The 17,536-nt window shown below is 39.2% G+C and carries 17 protein-coding genes and 1 pseudogene; 6 read left to right on the plus strand and 12 right to left on the minus strand.

Translation table 11 applies throughout. The annotated features are described in order from the left end of the window. Positions 1 to 25 precede the first annotated feature (25 nt). Complete coding sequence (gene csaB / locus P9B04_RS14580) at positions 26 to 1,063, plus strand: polysaccharide pyruvyl transferase CsaB (RefSeq protein WP_342055711.1); 1,038 nt, start codon at positions 26 to 28, stop codon at positions 1,061 to 1,063. A 45-nt stretch (positions 1,064 to 1,108) separates the two neighbouring features. Here the strand turns inward: csaB and P9B04_RS14585 are convergent. Continuing rightward, a pseudogene (locus P9B04_RS14585) lies at positions 1,109 to 1,387 on the minus strand (RNA-guided endonuclease InsQ/TnpB family protein); the annotation flags it as partial. Positions 1,388 to 1,852: 465 nt separating this feature from the next. On the opposite strand from P9B04_RS14585, the gene psb29 reads away from it, so the two are divergent. The 3 genes from psb29 to hypE all read left to right on the plus strand — a co-directional run bounded on the left by psb29 (position 1,853) and on the right by hypE (position 6,205). Beyond that, a complete protein-coding gene (psb29, locus tag P9B04_RS14590) occupies positions 1,853 to 2,566 on the plus strand; it encodes a photosystem II biogenesis protein Psp29 (protein WP_342055712.1) in 714 nt (237 codons plus the stop codon). Positions 2,567 to 2,762: 196 nt separating this feature from the next. Then, positions 2,763 to 5,012, plus strand: a complete 2,250-nt coding sequence (locus P9B04_RS14595) for a Na-K-Cl cotransporter (protein WP_342055713.1) — start codon at positions 2,763 to 2,765, stop codon at positions 5,010 to 5,012. 146 nt (positions 5,013 to 5,158) lie between these two features. After that, positions 5,159 to 6,205 (plus strand): hydrogenase expression/formation protein HypE, encoded by a 1,047-nt coding sequence (hypE, locus tag P9B04_RS14600; protein WP_342055714.1) that lies wholly within the window; start codon positions 5,159 to 5,161, stop codon positions 6,203 to 6,205. Here hypE and P9B04_RS14605 read toward each other — a convergent pair. Further along, positions 6,202 to 6,672 (minus strand): hypothetical protein, encoded by a 471-nt coding sequence (locus P9B04_RS14605; RefSeq protein WP_342055715.1) that lies wholly within the window; start codon positions 6,670 to 6,672, stop codon positions 6,202 to 6,204. The two genes, hypE and P9B04_RS14605, sit on opposite strands and share 4 nt — an antisense overlap. Positions 6,673 to 6,813: 141 nt before the next feature. After that, on the minus strand, positions 6,814 to 7,518 hold the full coding sequence (locus P9B04_RS14610; RefSeq protein ID WP_342055716.1) for a helix-turn-helix domain-containing protein: 705 nt from the start codon (positions 7,516 to 7,518) through the stop codon (positions 6,814 to 6,816). 119 nt (positions 7,519 to 7,637) lie between these two features. On the opposite strand from P9B04_RS14610, the gene P9B04_RS14615 reads away from it, so the two are divergent. Continuing rightward, entirely contained in the window at positions 7,638 to 7,892 is a 255-nt protein-coding gene (locus P9B04_RS14615; RefSeq protein ID WP_342055717.1) for a SemiSWEET transporter, read from the plus strand. An 86-nt stretch (positions 7,893 to 7,978) separates the two neighbouring features. On the opposite strand, the gene P9B04_RS14620 is transcribed toward P9B04_RS14615, so the two are convergent. Beyond that, positions 7,979 to 8,317: a hypothetical protein gene (locus tag P9B04_RS14620; protein WP_342055718.1), complete on the minus strand. Its 339-nt coding sequence runs from the start codon at positions 8,315 to 8,317 to the stop codon at positions 7,979 to 7,981. Between the two features lie 236 nt (positions 8,318 to 8,553). Between P9B04_RS14620 and P9B04_RS14625 the strand changes: the two genes are divergently transcribed. Next, positions 8,554 to 9,888, plus strand: a complete 1,335-nt coding sequence (locus P9B04_RS14625; RefSeq protein ID WP_342055719.1) for a cytochrome P450 — start codon at positions 8,554 to 8,556, stop codon at positions 9,886 to 9,888. A gap of 139 nt (positions 9,889 to 10,027) precedes the next feature. Here the strand turns inward: P9B04_RS14625 and psaJ are convergent, their stop codons facing one another. From psaJ to P9B04_RS14665, 8 genes are all read right to left on the minus strand, one after another. After that, a complete protein-coding gene (psaJ, locus tag P9B04_RS14630) occupies positions 10,028 to 10,156 on the minus strand; it encodes a photosystem I reaction center subunit IX (protein ID WP_342055720.1) in 129 nt (42 codons plus the stop codon). Between the two features lie 57 nt (positions 10,157 to 10,213). After that, on the minus strand, positions 10,214 to 10,708 hold the full coding sequence (locus tag P9B04_RS14635) for a Photosystem I reaction center subunit III (RefSeq protein WP_342055721.1): 495 nt from the start codon (positions 10,706 to 10,708) through the stop codon (positions 10,214 to 10,216). A 348-nt stretch (positions 10,709 to 11,056) separates the two neighbouring features. After that, complete coding sequence (locus tag P9B04_RS14640) at positions 11,057 to 11,689, minus strand: pseudouridine synthase (protein ID WP_342055722.1); 633 nt, start codon at positions 11,687 to 11,689, stop codon at positions 11,057 to 11,059. Between the two features lie 200 nt (positions 11,690 to 11,889). Continuing rightward, positions 11,890 to 13,107: a hypothetical protein gene (locus P9B04_RS14645; RefSeq protein WP_342055723.1), complete on the minus strand. Its 1,218-nt coding sequence runs from the start codon at positions 13,105 to 13,107 to the stop codon at positions 11,890 to 11,892. A 134-nt stretch (positions 13,108 to 13,241) separates the two neighbouring features. Next, positions 13,242 to 15,341 carry a cation:proton antiporter gene (locus P9B04_RS14650; protein ID WP_342055724.1) on the minus strand — a complete coding sequence of 700 codons (2,100 nt, stop codon included), beginning with the start codon at positions 15,339 to 15,341 and terminating at the stop codon, positions 13,242 to 13,244. Between the two features lie 40 nt (positions 15,342 to 15,381). Further along, entirely contained in the window at positions 15,382 to 16,221 is an 840-nt protein-coding gene (locus P9B04_RS14655) for a YwiC-like family protein (RefSeq protein ID WP_342055725.1), read from the minus strand. Between the two features lie 199 nt (positions 16,222 to 16,420). Next, positions 16,421 to 17,134 (minus strand): phycobilisome rod-core linker polypeptide, encoded by a 714-nt coding sequence (locus P9B04_RS14660; protein ID WP_342055726.1) that lies wholly within the window; start codon positions 17,132 to 17,134, stop codon positions 16,421 to 16,423. A gap of 135 nt (positions 17,135 to 17,269) precedes the next feature. Beyond that, positions 17,270 to 17,536, minus strand: a 267-nt coding sequence (locus P9B04_RS14665; RefSeq protein ID WP_342055727.1) for a photosystem I reaction center subunit XI, incomplete at its 5' end; no start/stop codon positions are given.

Here is a 17,536-nt window from a genome sequence, read left to right on the forward strand (position 1 = left end):
TCATCGGGCCAGTTAAGAGATAAAAATGCGGGCAGTCATTAGTGGTTATTATGGCAAAGGCAACGGTGGAGACGAAGCCTTATTGATGTCGCTGTTACAGATGTTACCTCCTGAAATCGAACCCATTGTTCTTTCAGGAAACCCCCGTAAAACCTACGAACAATATGGGGTAGAAACTTATCATAATCGCTCCGGATTAGCTATTTTACAAGCCCTCAATACCTCCGATATTTTTATCTGGGGTGGGGGTAGTTTAATGCAGGATGTAACCAGCTTAGCTAGCCCTATTTATTATGGAGGATTGATGGCATTAGCCCAGCAAAAAGGCCTAAAAACCGTTGCTTGGGCCCAGGGAATCGGTCCTCTGAATAATCCTTTGACTCGTTGGTTAACTCGTCAGGTTTTGTTAGGTTGTACAGCAGTTAGTGTTCGCGATTATAAATCCGCAGAATTATTATCAAAATGGCACATTAATCCTTTGATTGCCCCAGATCCGGTCTGGGCTTTAAAATCTAAATCGGTGTTAGGTTTAGCCGATTTACCGGCCCCTAGAGTAGCAGTTAATTTACGGAGTCATCCTCTATTAACTCCCCCACGTTTAAAAATACTCACCCAAGCATTAATTGATTTTCAAAAAGCAACTAGGACTTGTCTTTTATTAGTGCCTTTCCAAGCTTCCCAAGATTTAGAAATTGCTCGTTCTATTGCTGAAAAATTGCCGGGATCTCATAAGATTATTCAATTAGAAAATCCGCAACAATTAAAGGGTTTTTTCAAGGGTGTGGAAATGGCGATTGGAATGCGTTTACATAGCTTGATTATGGCGGCAACTGAAGAGTGCAAATGTTTTGCTCTTAGTTACGATCCTAAAGTTAATTATCTCATGGAAGAAATCGATATTCCTGGATGGGATCTAGCTCAACTTCCTACTGACCCTAATACTATTAGTACCGCTTGGCTAGAATATTTTGTCAATGGAGACTCACTCATCAAAGATAGAATTCAATCTCTAACCGATCGCTCGTTAATGCACCAGGAAATTTTGAAAAAATTAGTCATTTAGCAGTTTTCTACGGAGACAAGAGTGTCAATGTGTGAACTTAGAGAAGCAACTAGGGCATATTTGAGATGTATAATCTTTATCTACCTTGAGGAAATAGACATCCCTTTTCCAGCAAACATAAGCCAGGATGTTGAAGAACTGACCAAAACCAGCATCTAAAGTATGCTTGCAGAACATTCCTTTAGCCCAAGCTTTAAAGTTGATATCTTCTACAAATATCATGCCAGCTTGGTCACATAAATGGTGAGCAAGCTTAAAATGCCAGTCTTTTCTAGTATCGTGGATTTTTTGATGAATTCTAGCTATTTTAGCTTGGAGTTTTCGTCGTAAATATCTGCAATGGAGGTAAGAATAGGGGAATGATCGTCCATGAGGCTTAGTTTGATAGTTTTATTGTTCGCTATTTTACTGACAAGTTAAAAGGCAACAGCTAGGGGATTAAACATTACATCAAATCCTCTTCTCAAAACCATCTTATCTCTTGGAAGAGGCAGGAGGCAGGGGGCAGGAGGCAGAGGTGCGATCCAAGCGGATTCAGAATCCCCATTGGAAAGCGCACCTTCGAGGGTTTTTAGCTTTTAGGCTATCAATTCTAAAAACGGGTATCTAAATCGGATTTGGTGTTAGAAAAAATTGTTTTCAGGGTCTTCCTGTAAAATCATTTGCCCACTGTAGCTTGATTATAAAGAATAATTCCCTTCCCGTTTGAACTCCGATCACTTGGCAAAGAACTCCTTACGGGGGAGAATAGATAGATGGTACTATTGAAAATTTATTTATTTCTACTTCGTGGATAATATTCGCACTGTTTCTGATACCAAACGTAAATTTTATGGCTATCACACCCGACCCATAAATTCCATTTATCGGCGGTTTGTGGAAGAATTATTAGTAGAAATGCACCTACTATCCGTAAACGTCGATTTCCGCTACGACCCTATCTATTCTTTGGGAGTTGTTACCTCCTTTGAACGGTTTATGCAGGGTTATAGTCCTGAGGACGATAAGCCTTCCATTTTCAACGCTCTATGTCAAGCAGTGGATGGAAAGAGCGAGGAGTATCATCAAGAAGCTGAAGCCGTACTGAAGGAAGCCAAAGGGCTATCCATTGGTGATTTCAAAGACAAACTCACCCACGTTACCAGTAACCAAGGGGGAGAAGGAGTCCTCTGGGGAACCTTTGGAGCGATCGCCGCTAACCCCAAATTCAAGTATAGCCGCTTATTAGGGGTTGGTTTATATACTTTGTTAATGGAAATTGACGCTGATCTCGTCAAAGATGAGGAAAAACGTCAGGAAACCATTAAAGAAGTTTCTGAAGCCCTCAACTTTTCCCCAGAAAAACTACAAAAAGATCTCGATCTCTATCGCAGTAACTTAGATAAAATGCAACAGTTATTGACGGTGATTGAAGATACCTTAGAAGCCGATCGCAAAAAAAGGGCTTCCACTGAAGCAGAAAAACCTGCAGAAGTCTTGGATCAACCAGCAACTCAAGAATAGGGACGGGGAAATTCACAAGTCAAAAGTTAAAACTAGAACCTCAGCAACCTTTAAGGAAATAGGCAATAAGCCCATTGCCCATGTATTTGAATTTTAACTTTTCTCTACTCTTACATCGAACTCAGGTTTCCCTAATCCCAACCCCCAAAAATCTGGCATAATAACGATGAGCAACTAGATATAGTTAGAGTCATTTGTGAAATTGCCCTTTCGATTACAACCTCCCACTCCCAAGTCCCCCATAGAAAACAGCCCATCGGGGTTAGGAACCTTCGGAGGGGTTTATACCCCTTCTATTCTCACCATCCTGGGCGTAATTATGTATCTACGCTTCGGTTGGGTAGTGGGAAATGCTGGACTCATTGGCACAGTCCTAATCGTCAGCTTAGCTAACGCCATCACCTTCTTAACAGCCCTTTCTGTTTGTGCGATCGCCACCGATCGAGTGGTAAGAACAGGAGGGGCTTACTATATGATTAGTCGGTCTTTGGGTATTGAAACCGGGGGCGCAGTGGGCATTCCTCTCTATTTTGCCCAAGCCTTATCCGTTGCCTTATATACCATTGGTTTTGCCGAGAGTGTGGTGACGGCTTTCCCAGATTTGGGTATCAGTCAACTCTACATTGCCTTGATCGTTACTGTTGGGGTGGGAATATTAGCTTTGACCTCAGCCAGCATCGCTATCAAAGCTCAATACTTTATCATGGGGGCAATTATTCTTTCCCTGTTCTCGTTTTATTTTGGTCATCCCATCGAAGAAGCTCAAATTGAAATGTGGGTCAGCGATAAAGAACCTTTTTGGGAGGTATTTGCTGTTTTCTTTCCTGCAGTAACAGGGATTATGGCCGGGGTTAATATGTCCGGGGACTTGCGCGATCCCATTAAAGCTTTGCCAATAGGGACTCTGGCTGCCGTTGCAACAGGATTTATCATATATGTCACATTACCGATTTTTTTGGCCACCCGGGCCAGTGGTGTCACCCTGATCGATGAACAACGTTTCGTTATGCAAGAAATGGCGTACTGGGGACCAGCTATTTCTTTGGGGGTTTGGGGGGCAACCCTCAGCAGTGCCATTGGTAGTATTCTCGGGGCCCCGCGGATTCTTCAAGCGTTAGCTAGGGACGGCATTTTACCCCGTTGGATGCGTTTTCTAGGGGAGGGCAGCGGCCCCAGTGACGAACCTAAAACGGGTACTTTAGTCACCCTTGCGGTAGCCATAGCAGCAGTTTGTATCGGGGATTTGGATTTAATCGCCCCAGTGCTGACTATGTTTTTCTTAACCACTTATCTTGTCTTGAATATTTCGGCCGGGTTGGAGGGGTTATTAAATAGTCCGTCTTTTCGCCCTTCTTTTAAGGTTCATTGGGCTTTATCTTGGTTGGGAGCTATCGGTTGTTTAGGGGTGATGTTTCTCATCAATGCTGTGGCTACCTGTGTGGCAGGAATTGTGGTCATTGGTATCTATTTTTGGGTACGTCAACGGGAGTTGATGGTAACCTGGGGGGACGTGAGGCGAGGGATTTGGATGGCTATATTACGAATGGCTATTCTGCAAACAGACCACACCGACGATACGAAAAATTGGCGGCCTCAATTTTTGGTGTTGTCTGGGGCCCCAACTAAACGTTGGCCGTTGATCCAATTAGCTCAAGCTTTAACCCATAACCGAGGGTTGATTACTGTATCCAGTGTTTTACCACAAGGCTCTCGGGATATTGCGGGACAAGCTGTCTTAGAAAGGCGTATTCGGGACTATTTGCAGCGTCGTGGGGTACAAGCTTTGGTCAGGTTAATTACAGCACCAGATCCTTTTGACGGAGCGGAGAGACTGGTAGAAACCTACGGTTTAGGTTCTATTGTTCCTAACACTATCCTATTGGGAGATTCTCAGCAAATGACCCACCGCGATCGCTATTGTCAGATGATCGCTAATCTTTATAAAGCACAACGTAATGTAATTGTTTTGCGAGAAAACTCTGAATTAGCCTATGATCCTTGGCAAGAGTCAAAAAAACGACGTTTTCGCATCGATGTTTGGTGGGGTGGGGGAATACAAGGTAACGGTAGCTTGATGCTAATTCTGGCTTATTTGCTCCATTCTAATCCTCAATGGCAAAAGGGAGAAATTCATCTTAAGTTAGTGGTAATGGATGAGAGCGCTCTTAGTGAGGCACAACACAATTTAGATAAATTAGTTCAGGATTTACGCATTGATGCTGTATCGGAAGTAATTTTGGCTAATGGTCGTACTTTTGCTACCATTCTTAAACAGTCATCCAAAGGGGCTGATTTCATCTTTTTGGGAATGCCCTCTCCTAGTGATGATAAGTTATTTGTTACTAATTACGAAAGACTACAACAATGGACCCAGAATTTACCAACCACTGTCTTTGTTTTGGCTGCTCCTGAGTTTAATTTTCAGGAAGTCTTGGGAGAAAATTAACTTGCGTCTGGGTCATTGGTTAATTATTGTTAAATTCTAATGGCTTAAAATGACTGATTCCTAGAATTTTAAGCTTTTTTCTAGATACTTTGACCTGAATCAATTTCTATAATTTATACGTATAAATTGTAGTTTGATAAGCTAAAATGACTGGTTTTAATGTGTCTTGTCCTATTCCTTTGGATCAATACCCGCAAGTTTTACTTGCTCATGGGGGAGGGGGAAAACTGATGCAGCAACTACTAGAAAAAATGGTCTTTTCTGTGTTTAAAAGTACAGAGGATATTCCTCCCCATGATGCTGCTGTTATTAGCCTTCCTGCTTCTAAAATTGCCTTTACAACGGATTCTTATGTGATCCATCCCCTCTTTTTTCCTGGGGGAGATATTGGTAGTTTAGCTATTAATGGAACTGTCAACGATTTGGCTATGAGTGGTGCGCGTCCTCTTTATTTAAGTTTAGGATTTATTATCGAAGAAGGACTACCCATGGAAACTTTATGGGGTGTTATTCAATCTTTAAAAATTGCGGCTGATCTGGCTCAGGTAAGGGTGGTTACGGGAGATACAAAGGTGGTCGATCGCGGCAAGGGAGACGGGATTTTTATTAATACCGCAGGGGTAGGAACCATAGAACATGATCAAACCATTGCTCCCCAAATGGTGCAACCGGGAGATGCTATTTTGATCAACGGAGATATTGGCCGTCATGGCATTTCTATCATGGCTGTTCGAGAGGGATTAGAATTAGAAACTACCATCGAAAGTGACTGTGCGCCACTTCATAATCTGGTTTTAGAAATGCTCAATCAAGGGGTAGAAATTCACTGTTTAAGGGATTTAACCCGAGGGGGTTTAGCCAGCGCGTTAAACGAAATTGCTACCAGTGCAGGGGTGACTATCAATATTAAGGAAAAAGCGATCGCAGTAAGAGAAGAGGTGCAAGGAGCTTGTGAAATTCTAGGGTTTGATCCCCTATATGTGGCCAATGAGGGGAGATTTGTCGCTTTTATCCCAAAAAGCTCGGTTAACCATGCCTTAGACATTTTAAAATCTTTTTCTCAAGACGCTTCTATAGTTGGGGAAGTCACTGGCCGAGGCACAGGATTGGGGTTAGTCACCCTAGAAAGTAAAATCGGTTCTCAGCGTATCGTTGATATGTTAAGCGGAGAACAATTACCGAGAATTTGCTAGGTACGAGAACTCATTTTTTGAGCCTTGGTATGACCAGTTTGGGCTGCTTCGGTGGCAATTTCAGCCGCCAGGGTTGTGATGGGGGAAACCCGTTTTGACGCTTTCTGACGACGATTTTGTTGGGGTGAGGCCGAAGATGCTGGAGTGACTAGACTGTAGGCTTTCCAGTTGCTTTCTATACTCCAGTCGGGATCATCGGTGACAAGCAAAACCCCACCTGGAGGGGTTGCAACTTCATCGGTAGCAGCCCAAATACAAAATTGAGTCCAGGGGGAACGCAATAAAAATACTTGTATCTGTTGTCCTTTACGACTGCCGTCTGTGTATCCTAGTAAATAGCGACCTTGCTTAATCATTGGCCGTAATTGGGGATATTTTTCTGACAGCACGAATATTCCATGATGGGCCATAAATTCTATGATTACCAATTCAACAAAAGGATCTGTTTCAGCGAAACTTAACAGCAACCTTAGCCATTAAGCATAGAAAGAACAGATGATAAAAGTAAGTATCATAGATAACTAAATGGGGTTTTTTGGGCTAATGTCAGGGAACTTTGACAAAAATCCCCCCTAATGCCGAAAGAACAGCCTTTTTGTAAAGATTTGTTAAACAGATTCGTTAGTTGTTGTGGTTTGTTGGTTATCTTTTTTGACTGGACTTACCTTGGCACGGTACAACAATTTATGGTTATGATCGTAGCCTACGTAGCGAATGACCACAGGATCACCAATTTCAACAGATCCTCCTCCTTCCAATAGTTGATGAAACTGGGGATTATAAGAAACCACTTCTCCTACGGTTCCCTTAATTTCTACTCCCCATTGTTTCAGTAATTCAAAAATGGGTTGGACTAAAGGTAATAATTTAACGGCAGATATTTCGGGATTTTTTTTAGCAACAGTAGTAGCGGTTGGCCATTGTAATAACCAAGATTCTAGAGTTGCTATACTAGATGCTTGAAATTCCTGTTGTAAATTCTCTTGCTGTTGATTTAATTCTTTTTGTAAAGATTCTACACTAATACTATTATCGCCGGACATTACCTGAGCAGTAATTTTCCAATCGTCTTTTAGATATTCAGCAGTTTCAAATTCTAGAAATAACTCTTCTGGGGATATTTTTAATACTTGGGATAGTTTAAGAATATTAATAATGGATAGTTTAGGAAGTAACCCCGTTAACAATCGATTTATCTGCCATTGAGATACTCCTGACAATCGACTTAATTCCTTCAAACTAGAAATTTCTGCTTGCTGCATCAATTGCCGTAATTTTCGCTGGTTATGTAGATAAATGCTAGACTCATACATGAAGGTTAATATAATGATTTAGTAGCAATTGTCCCGAGTTTACCCTAAATTCGTTGTGGAGATAATAATAATTATCTTTTTGTTATTATTGTATCCTATCTAATTTTTGATTAATACCTATGACTCCTATCACTTGGATTGGTTTATTAGCGGGGACGTTAACCACTATTTCTTTTTTTCCCCAAATGCTAAAAACCTGGAAAACTCGATCGACTAAAGACATTTCCTTGGAGATGTTTTTATTGTTTTGTAGTGGTTTGTTATTGTGGATTGTTTATGGTTTGTTTCTAGGAGATATTCCAGTTATTATGACCAATGTAGCTACTTTTATTTTGGCGTTTCCTATTTTGGTTTTGAAACTCAAATACAAGTAATCTGAAAAGTCCCGCATTTCCTCGATTGAAATTATAGGTTATCGCATCAAGAATTTGCAGGACAGAATAACTAAGTCTCGGAAACTTTAATCTTCATCCATAGGAGGATATGTTTCTTCAATTTGCCATAAAATATCTTTGTGATCGATAAACCAGCTGCGGGTTTCTGGGGTTAACTGTACCCAGATAATTTCCATTGGAACATGGGGAGAGGAATATTGATACTTTTCCCCTAATTTTTTCAAATTCTCAATAATATGAGGGGATAATCCAAACATAGACCAATCAACGTGTAAACGTCTCCCAAAAACACCCCCGGTTGGATCAAAAACCAGTTGGGATGCTCTGACTAAATCGGCAAAATGTCTAGGTTCTAGTCCTGTTAGCTTCTGGATTTCCATCCCCTGGCTACGATTCGGCTTCATAGCAACTTTTCCTAAGCAATTAATTCTGTAGTTATTGTAACCGATTAAGATCAATTTTTATCTATTTTTTATCGGTAACTCATAACCGATTAATGAAATGTGAAGTTTTTCTATAAAAACAAAACTTTGCATACAAAATATCAATTCATGTTACCATAATCAACAGTGGTTAATATAACTTAATCTTCCACAAATCAAGAATCAATTAACTACAAAATTGAGTATTTAGACCGATTATGACTTTACCACCTACCATTTCTACACCACAAACACTGAGACTGTTTAAACTTATTTTTTATCCTCTGGATTATTTAGAAAACTATTATCAAAAGTACGGAGAAATTTTTACATTCAGTAAATCAGATCCTCTGTTTGTATATATTAGTAACCCTCAAGGAATCAAAGAAATATTAACCACGGATAAAAGTAATTTCAAAAGTGCAGCAGGTGGAGGATTTTTAGCAACTTTATTAGGAGATAATTCCTTACTTTTTTTACAAGGAGAAAGGCATCAAAGGGAGCGAAGATTGCTAACTCCTCCTTTTCACGGAGAAAGACTGAAAAGCTACGCAAACCTAATTTACTCTATCAGTGAGGAAGTTACAGAAAAGTTAGCAGTAAATAAAGCTTTTAATGTTCGTGAAATCATGCAAGAAATTACTCTCAAAGTTATTTTAAAAGCTGTTTTTGGGATTACAGAAGGAGAGCGTTATGAAGAATTACAAAATTTACTCAAATCCTGGCTATCTTTCTTTGATTCTCCTGCTAATGCAATGATAATTTTCTTTCCTTTTCTACAAAAAGACTGGGGAAAGTGGAGTCCGTGGGGACGTTTTTTACAGATAAAATCGAAAATTAAACAGTTAATTTATAGTGAAATTCAAGAACGTCGCCAACAAGAAAATTACGCAGGAACAGATATTTTAACTCTCTTAATGTTAGCAAAAGATGAAGAGGGAAACCAGATGAGCGATCAAGAATTACAGGATGAATTGATAACTCTTTTAATTGCTGGTCATGAAACAACCGCTTCTAGTTTAACTTGGGCTTTATACTGGATTCATTATTGTCCAGAAGTCGAAGAAAAATTGCGATCGCATTTCTCAAATTTAGATGAGTTTACTGATTTACTACAGTTGATCAAGTTACCCTACTTAGACGCGGTTTGCAAAGAAACTTTACGGATTTATCCAGTAGTCTTAACTACATTTCTTCGTATTTCACAAACTCCCTTAGAAATAATGGGATATCAATTTAAACCTGGCACTTTATTTGCCCCGGCAATTTATTTAGTTCATCATCGAGAAGATATTTATCCTAACTCTAAACAATTTCGTCCGGAAAGATTTTTAGAAAGACAATTTTCTCCCTATGAATATTTCCCTTTTGGTGGGGGTAGTCGTCGTTGCATTGGCATGGAGTTGGCTAAAATGGAGATGAAAATAGTTTTGTTTGCCATACTTTCAAAATATAGGTTAAAACTTTGTTCTTCTCGTCCCCTTAAACCAGTAAGACGAGGTTTAACCGTTGCACCTCCTAGTAACTTCAAAATGATTCTAGACAAGAATTGATTGAGAACAATAAGTGAAAGGACAAAAAAAATTGGAACGAGAATTTACAACCCGTTCCAAAAATAGTCTTTAGGAAATTTCTAGCTATGTTAACGCTAAAAAAAGCATTAACTAATGCTGTGATTAATCACAACAGCTTTTATCCTAAAGGATGAAACAAAAGGTCAGGATAGAAACGATTGAACTCAATTAAAATTCCTGCAGTAAAGGTTAGCAATGCCATAATTAAAACAGGAGCGGTGGATAAAAACTTTGTAAAATCTGCCATGAATTTGGTTCTCCAAACAATTAGTAATCGATCAAATTAAGTGAAAATGGTGTTTAATTAACGAGGGGATACGTTAATTTCGCTATCTTTAACGGTTAGCTTACCAGTCATTAATTCTCGTACAGCAAGTAAAGGCCAAGAAAACCCTGTAAGCATTTTGCTGATAGCTAGGGGAACGTCGATGATAATCTCTTTCATCTCAGAGTCTTTCTCGTCACGGACAGCGATTAAGTAAGCGCGTCCAACCCAACCAATCCAACCTGCGATATAAAGGAACATCACACCAGGAATGGTGAAGTCTCCAGCGTGAGCGAAGTTACCATCTACCACCAAGTGAGGATAACCTTCGGGACCGCATAGTGCTTCTGCGTAGCGTTCAGCGCGTTTCTGCCCAGATAAGGGGTCATCGGTGGTGTTGAGAAAGTTTTGAGATTTTTGCTGATAAGCAGGGTTTTCGCTACAAGGGGTCAAATTATCATAAGCGGCGCTTGCACTAGGAGCAAAGCTAAACCATAAGGCGGCAACGAGAATTAAAGCGAACAATCGTTTCATAAGATTTGTTTCCTTTTGTTACAAAATACTAAGTTTGTTGTACATTAAGATAGGAAAAATCAGTGGTACACTGATGGTATCTTACTCTAACTGTAAAGCCTTCGTAAAGATACAGTTCAAAAAGTCATTTTATCTTGACTTGCAGTGAACGTCTTTGTACTAAAGATTTTCATGAATTAGGCAACCCATAGGTATATTTATCCTTTGAGTTAACATTGATGATAGAATGATAATTGATTTTGGGTTAACTTATCAACTCATTTGTTAAATATAAGTCTAATTTCTTAGCAATTTTTAATTACCGAAGCATTGTTTTTAATGTCTTGAAGTTCCATTGCATGGGTGCAACTATAATATCCCCAAGTCTCTTAGTGCAATTAGCTCATAATGGTCTAATTCGCGCCATTCACCTGGCTTTAAACTGTTTAAGGTCAAATTTAAGGTTTTGTCTTTTTTCTGCACTCCTATGGCGATTCTAATCAGTCTGAGGGTGGGATAACCCACAGCAGCGGTCATCCGTCTCACTTGTCGGTTGCGTCCTTCTGTTAGGGTCATTTCTAACCAAGCAGTAGGAACGGTTTTGCGATAGCGGATAGGGGGATTACGAGGGGGTACGGAGGGGGTACTAGCTAACAATTTAACTTGTGTTGGTCGGGTTCGATAGTCTTTAATCATCAAACCCCGACGTAACTGATTTAAGGCCATATCGTCAGGAGTCTGTTCCACTTGCACTAAATAGGTACGAGGGTGAGCAAATTGACGGTGGGATAAACGATGTTTTAATGGGCCATTGTTGGTTAAAAATAGTAATCCTTCGCTATCTTTGTCCAGTCTTCCCACTGAATAAACATCGGGAATTTGGATATAATTTTTGAGGGTTGGCCGAGGATTTTCTGGGTTACTATTATCCGTAAATTGACACAACACACCATAAGGTTTATTGAATAGGAGATAGCGATAGTTTAGATTCTTTTTAGCCATCTTATAAATGTACCCTTTTCTCACCGAAAGATCCTTAACTTGTAGAAAGGAAAATATTTAGCTAAAAACAGCCTCGGTTTTAGGGAAGGACAAGGGGGCCTTGAATAACAAGGTAGACATTGTCTACCTTGTCTTACTACAGTGCGTACAAAACATTGGTTTTGGGAACAATTATAGACTGAGTTGAAATCAAATTATCATTACAGTTTGCCGGGATATAGGCTGTTAAGTTCTGCATAATCTCCAATGCGAAATTTTAGTTTATACCATCCTTCATCCCCTGCTCCAATTTGTGGACGAACCCAAAAATTAGGTGTTGTTTTATTTGGGTTCACTTTATAGAGAAAATCAAAGCGATGACGAGAGCCACTTCTATTTTCGTAGCTAACATCATCTTCATTACTATCAAATTTGAAACTATAGCCTCCTTTTGCAATTAAATCATCCTTATTAGGGTCCCAATGATCCATTTCATCTTTATACGCATCGTAAAGAAAACCGGCTACATCGATAGCGAAACCAATCCAAGCTGGTAAACCTTCTTGAGATATCTCAAGCATGATACTGATAATCGCATTTTCCGAGTTTGCCAGAAAGTCACTAAGGGCCCCTAGAAACTCCAAGAATCCTTCCCAACTTCTGTCTGCTTCCATCATGACCACAGACATCGGCAGCATAATAGTTTCTGCGTCTGAATTTCTAGGGTCGAGTAAGACCATTTTAGGGTGTCTGTCGTCCCCGTTACCTACATCTTCATAAATTTTTGTGTTAAATGTTGTAACAGCTTCGTTGTCAGGATTAAAGACTGTGCCAAAGCAAAAAACTTCTGATTCTCCTGGATCGTCTTCATCGTCGCAGTGAATTGTATCAAAAACGCACCCTACTTTGCCGTGACCACGGGTTGCTGCTTCCATTTCTCTAAAATTTCGTTTTAATTCTTGTAATGAATCAATTTGAGCGAAATGTTGTTTAATTTGTTCTCTTGACTCTTCTGATGTTTGAGGATCATCTAAGAATGAGCTTAATTCATCTTTGGTTAGTCGTAACTTCCCATACTCTTTCACCGACATCAAAGGAGAATCAGCATTTAGTTGAGCGATTCTTTCAGGAAAAAGGAGTTTGCGGTCTTCTAGAGACATTGCTCGAAATAACCTGCCGTTTTGGCGGATTTCTTCCTCTGGTAAAAATGTTCGTAGCTGATCGATAAATAACTGATCTAATTGATTGAGGGTTTTTCCTTCATCAAATAAAGCACAAGCATGAAGTTTTAATCCAAGAAAATCATTGTAGGGAAGATTAGCTCTTTTTTTGGCAATCCATGCAGCATCAGAACGAGGATTTTTCAACAATTCACGATAGTTAGCTAGATTTCTTTTACGTTGCTCTGTTAATTTTATTTGAGCTATCATCGCAGTCATAAAACTATCTCCTTAATTAGGGGTATTCTCCAGCTTAAAATTCCCCTGTTTATAGTTCTTTGAATCGTCTCTTAATAAAAGTAAACTTTTGCTTAACTACATACGGTATCTGCTTCTTGGTTTGACAGATAAAATTACGAATGGGGTTGTCCAAATAAGACTAAAGAACAACTTAGTTTTTTGAGGACTTCTGTAGTGATATCGCTTACTGCTAAACCACCAACTGTACGACGACGAAAGGATCTTAAGATTACTAGATCAAACTGATGAGAAGCGCGAATAATTACTTGTGCAGGTTCCTCATGAATAATCATTTTTATTTTGGATATTTCTAATAATTTATAATCAGTTGCTAACTGATATAAAGTGTTTTTAAATTCTGTAATTTGTTCATTTGGGGTTTGGCGATCGCAAATATGTAATAAGGTAATTTTTCCTTGGTTAGCATCAGCAAATAGTTTAGCAAACTTAAGAGTTTCTAAAGTGGCTTTACTTATATTTTTAATCGGTAGTAAAATGCGACGTAAATTGGTGGGATTATCCAGTAAACGCATCACAGCAACGGGACAATGAGACGACCAAAAAACTGTATCTAAAATTGTGCCAAAAAGTCGTGCTTTTAAGCCTGTATTTTCAGTCCATCCCATAATAATTAGGTCAGCATTTTTTTCTTTTGCACTGCGACTAATTCCCTGAGCAACATCATCATCGATTCGGATAATCGGTTGAGCAGATACATTAAATTCCTGACCAATTTCTATGGCTCGATCTAACAAAATTTGACTTTGTTTAAGGTTACCATCAACTTGCGGATCATCCATGTGAACATTAGCTGCGGCGATAGAAACCGGGACAATAATTCCTGATTCTTTTTTTGCTAATAAAGCACCCATTTCGATTAAATCCCGTTGAGTACGGGGATTATAGATGGGAATAACTACAGTAAAATTATCGTTCTTGATTTCTGTTCTTAATTGAGGTAACCATTCGTCTAAGGTACTTCCAACATTATCGTTTTCTTCATTTTCTTTTGTTTTTGGCAACGGCAATTTTGTGGCAAATTGTGCAGTTAATACGGGTCCTAAAACAGAAGTAATTAGCATCAAGACAATGATACTATTAAAAACAGCTTCATTAATCAATCTTTCCCCTGCTGAATTCTGAACTTCGTAAGCGGCTAAAGCGGCTGCTAATGTGGCTGCAACTTGGGGCAAAGACAATGACCACATAGTAAGTAATTCCGCTAAAGTATAGCGATAAATTAACTTAGCGATGGTTGCAGCCAGTAATTTTGAGACGATTAGCCCCCCAACAATACCAATAACTAAAAGCTGTTGAAAACGAATTGTCTCAAGGAAAGCAGGAATATCTAATAAAAGTCCCATTCCCACAAAAAAGAAAGGAATAAATAAGGTTCCACCTACAAATTCTACCTTTTCTTTTACTGGACCATTACCTACCACATCATTGACAGCTAAACCGGCTAAAAAAGCTCCTACAATTTTGTCCACGTTAATTAATTGTGCGCCAATAGAAGCCAAAAGAAATGTTAGTAGAACAAACAAAAATTGATTACTTTCTTCATCTCCACTGCGCCTGAAATATTCTTTACCTAACCAGTCAAAACCGAAGAGGACAAAAACCGAGTAAAAACCCAAAGAAACAAATTGAATAACTAAACTAGCAGCGGAAAAATCACCACTATGAATAGATACACAAATAGCTAATATCAATAAAGCAGCAATATCGGTAAAAATAGTTGCTCCAATGGTTACCATTACGGCCTGATTTTTGACCATTCCTAACCGTTGAACAATGGGAAAACCTAAGAGAGTATGAGACGCTAAAAAAGAACCGATTAAAATAGAAGAATTCCAACCAAAACCAAAATTATAACCTACATAAGTTCCTGTTAATAAGGGAAAAAAGAATGTTAAACTACCGAAAACTAAAGAGCGTTCTTTTGTTCTGCGAAATTCAGCTAAATCTATTTCTAATCCCGCCACAAACATGAGATAAATTTTACCGATGTCAGTAAACAATTTTATGCTTTCCGAATCGGCATCTAAAATATAGAAACCATCTTTGCCCAAAATAACACCAGCAAAGAGTAACCCTACTAACCCAGGAAGACGTAACCGCTCAAAAATGGGCGGTAAGGTTAGAATAACTAATAATAAAATAGTAAATGAAACTAAGGGATTATCGCGTAAAACAGATAACAAACTGTCCATTCAGGTTAATCTTAGCTGATTACCCTAATTATTATAAACGTTATCTTGGGGGCAAATGTGCAGGAAGAACACTAATACAAGCAATGGCAGTATAAACTAGAGCAAAGCGAGTTTCAAAAATAGCGATCGCCTGAAACTTGGCTTGACGATACCATTCCAGTACACAATTAACGATGCCAAATTTAATCAAGACTACGGCAAAAGATAAAGCTGTTATTAAGGATAAACAATCTAACTCATAAAGTCCGACTATAATTAAGGCCGATAAACCATGATAAATAATTCCTGGTGTTAACGATTGGGTTCTTTTTTTCCGTAGTTTGATGGTGTAAATAGCACTACTAAAAAATAAAGTGTTTAAAATCCACATCCCAAATGCTTCCATAGAGAGATTCCCCGTGGTTGCACCGTAAGCTAAGGGTGATGCGAGACAAATAGCCGCAAAACTGATCAGTTCATTGGTTATGCACTTATGCTTTTGGTGAAGTACAGCAACCCCATCGGCAATCAATGCAGCGATCGCTAGGAGATAAATGGGTAACAATACTGGAGAATGAAACCAAAGCACTACCGCCAAACTTAAGGCACTTATTCCATAGATTCCCCCCCAAATCAAAAAACGGGGTTTCCAAGTTCTTCTTTGCTTGAGCTGCACCACATAGGGATGCTCCACTTGTAGGGCAAAAAAGACACAGAGCAAAGCTAAATTAGTCCATTGATTCCATTGTTGTGCCAAAGATGCACCGGTCAAAAAAGAACCAAACAACACCAATAATACCCCTTGTTCGGGGGCAAATGTGGGACGACACCAAAGAAGGTATTTTGAGGGTTTTTTCGACTCAGAGTCGTTAGTGAGGAAGGACAGAGAGGAGAGTGCCATGAAGTCAAAGTTGCTTTAATAATAATCTTTCTCAATAATATTTAAACATACTTTTGTTAATTTAATGGATAATTTAAGCTTTTATGCTAATTAAATTGCTTTCAACCTTGAAAACTTATTAATAATTATTTTCTTTAAGAGATGTTACACAAAGCAGGAGATAGGAACAAAAGGTCTGTTCCTTCTCTTGCATTTTCTGCTATCGAGAACCAACAACAACGGAGATCATAGCGATTAATAAGGCAACCGAGGCAGCAGGAACCAGAAGAATAACTTTTCGATAAACACCAGCACTGCGATCAACCACAATACGAGGAACAGGTTTAAGTTGACCGGTGACGAGGAGTTGAGTCAGATGGTGGTCGTCGTAACGGGCCATTCTAGCTACTGGTAATTGTCCCACGGTTCGCTGAGGCAAAATCCGACGACGTTGATAGGGAACAATGTCATCCCCAAAGTTTCCTAAATACTCTTCGCTATTGAGTAATTGATCAACAAAGCCTTGTAACCCTCGAGTTGCTAGAATAATAGACCAGGCCATGGTTTCTTTCTTATTGTAAGCTGATCGCCCAAGAACCCTTTGAATACACATCTCAGCAAAGCGATAATTGCTATTTGTCTCGTAATTTAAACGACGAAACGAATCAGACAAAAGCAAACCTCTAATGAAATCCCGAATGGTAATTTGCCCGTTTTTTAGCTGAGACTCTAGAGTAATTTGGCGATTAAAAGTGATAATCTGCTGTTCATTAAAAATTTGTCGGTAGCAGGCCCAGATAATTTCGCCGATTTCTGTCCCTTGAGGTAAATTTTCCAAGGTGTAGATTTTAGGAACTTCGTCCCCAGGTACCTCAAAACCATTGACCCGTTGATTTTGACTAGATAACGGATAATCCAGTAAAGGAATTGTCATAGGAAAATCTCCATTTTTTATTTATTTAAAGAAAGTAGGAGAACAAGGGTTATCAGGAATTCAGAAACATAAAATTTTGGCATTTTAGATTCTAAATTTCTCCCTTGCTCCTCTACTTCCTTTATCGATCAACTGCTACGCAATGCCCGCACGAGCAATTTCAAGCAAAAGGAAACAAGCGAATAACACGCCGCCCAAACCGCCAATCAAGAAACCCGAAGTAAAAAAGCTCCAGTCTTGATAGGTTTTGAGGTTATCAGGAAGAACACCATTGGGTTTTGCTTCACCTTTAAAAGTAGCGATTCCGTACACAAACAGTCCTAAACTAGCAATGACAACTAACGCTGAGCTGGCGTGGGGACACGAATACCTGAAAGCCTTACCAGATGACGAAAAGAGCCA

Source organism: Crocosphaera sp. Alani8, assembly GCF_038442745.1.
In the GTDB taxonomy this organism is placed as follows: domain Bacteria; phylum Cyanobacteriota; class Cyanobacteriia; order Cyanobacteriales; family Microcystaceae; genus Crocosphaera.

Bases quoted from the DNA above. Each gene is read 5' to 3' on its own strand.
- hypE (WP_342055714.1), top strand. From the start codon at position 5,159: ATGACTGGTTTTAATGTGTCTTGTCCTATTCCTTTGGATCAATACCCG.
- P9B04_RS14640 (WP_342055722.1), bottom strand. From the start codon at position 11,689: ATGGCTAAAAAGAATCTAAACTATCGCTATCTCCTATTCAATAAACCT.
- psaJ (WP_342055720.1), bottom strand. From the start codon at position 10,156: ATGGCAGATTTTACAAAGTTTTTATCCACCGCTCCTGTTTTAATTATG.
- P9B04_RS14615 (WP_342055717.1), top strand. From the start codon at position 7,638: ATGACTCCTATCACTTGGATTGGTTTATTAGCGGGGACGTTAACCACT.
- csaB (WP_342055711.1), top strand. From the start codon at position 26: ATGCGGGCAGTCATTAGTGGTTATTATGGCAAAGGCAACGGTGGAGAC.
- P9B04_RS14625 (WP_342055719.1), top strand. From the start codon at position 8,554: ATGACTTTACCACCTACCATTTCTACACCACAAACACTGAGACTGTTT.
- P9B04_RS14660 (WP_342055726.1), bottom strand. From the start codon at position 17,134: ATGACAATTCCTTTACTGGATTATCCGTTATCTAGTCAAAATCAACGG.
- P9B04_RS14655 (WP_342055725.1), bottom strand. From the start codon at position 16,221: ATGGCACTCTCCTCTCTGTCCTTCCTCACTAACGACTCTGAGTCGAAA.
- P9B04_RS14610 (WP_342055716.1), bottom strand. From the start codon at position 7,518: ATGTATGAGTCTAGCATTTATCTACATAACCAGCGAAAATTACGGCAA.
- P9B04_RS14650 (WP_342055724.1), bottom strand. From the start codon at position 15,341: ATGGACAGTTTGTTATCTGTTTTACGCGATAATCCCTTAGTTTCATTT.
- P9B04_RS14620 (WP_342055718.1), bottom strand. From the start codon at position 8,317: ATGAAGCCGAATCGTAGCCAGGGGATGGAAATCCAGAAGCTAACAGGA.
- P9B04_RS14645 (WP_342055723.1), bottom strand. From the start codon at position 13,107: ATGACTGCGATGATAGCTCAAATAAAATTAACAGAGCAACGTAAAAGA.
- P9B04_RS14635 (WP_342055721.1), bottom strand. From the start codon at position 10,708: ATGAAACGATTGTTCGCTTTAATTCTCGTTGCCGCCTTATGGTTTAGC.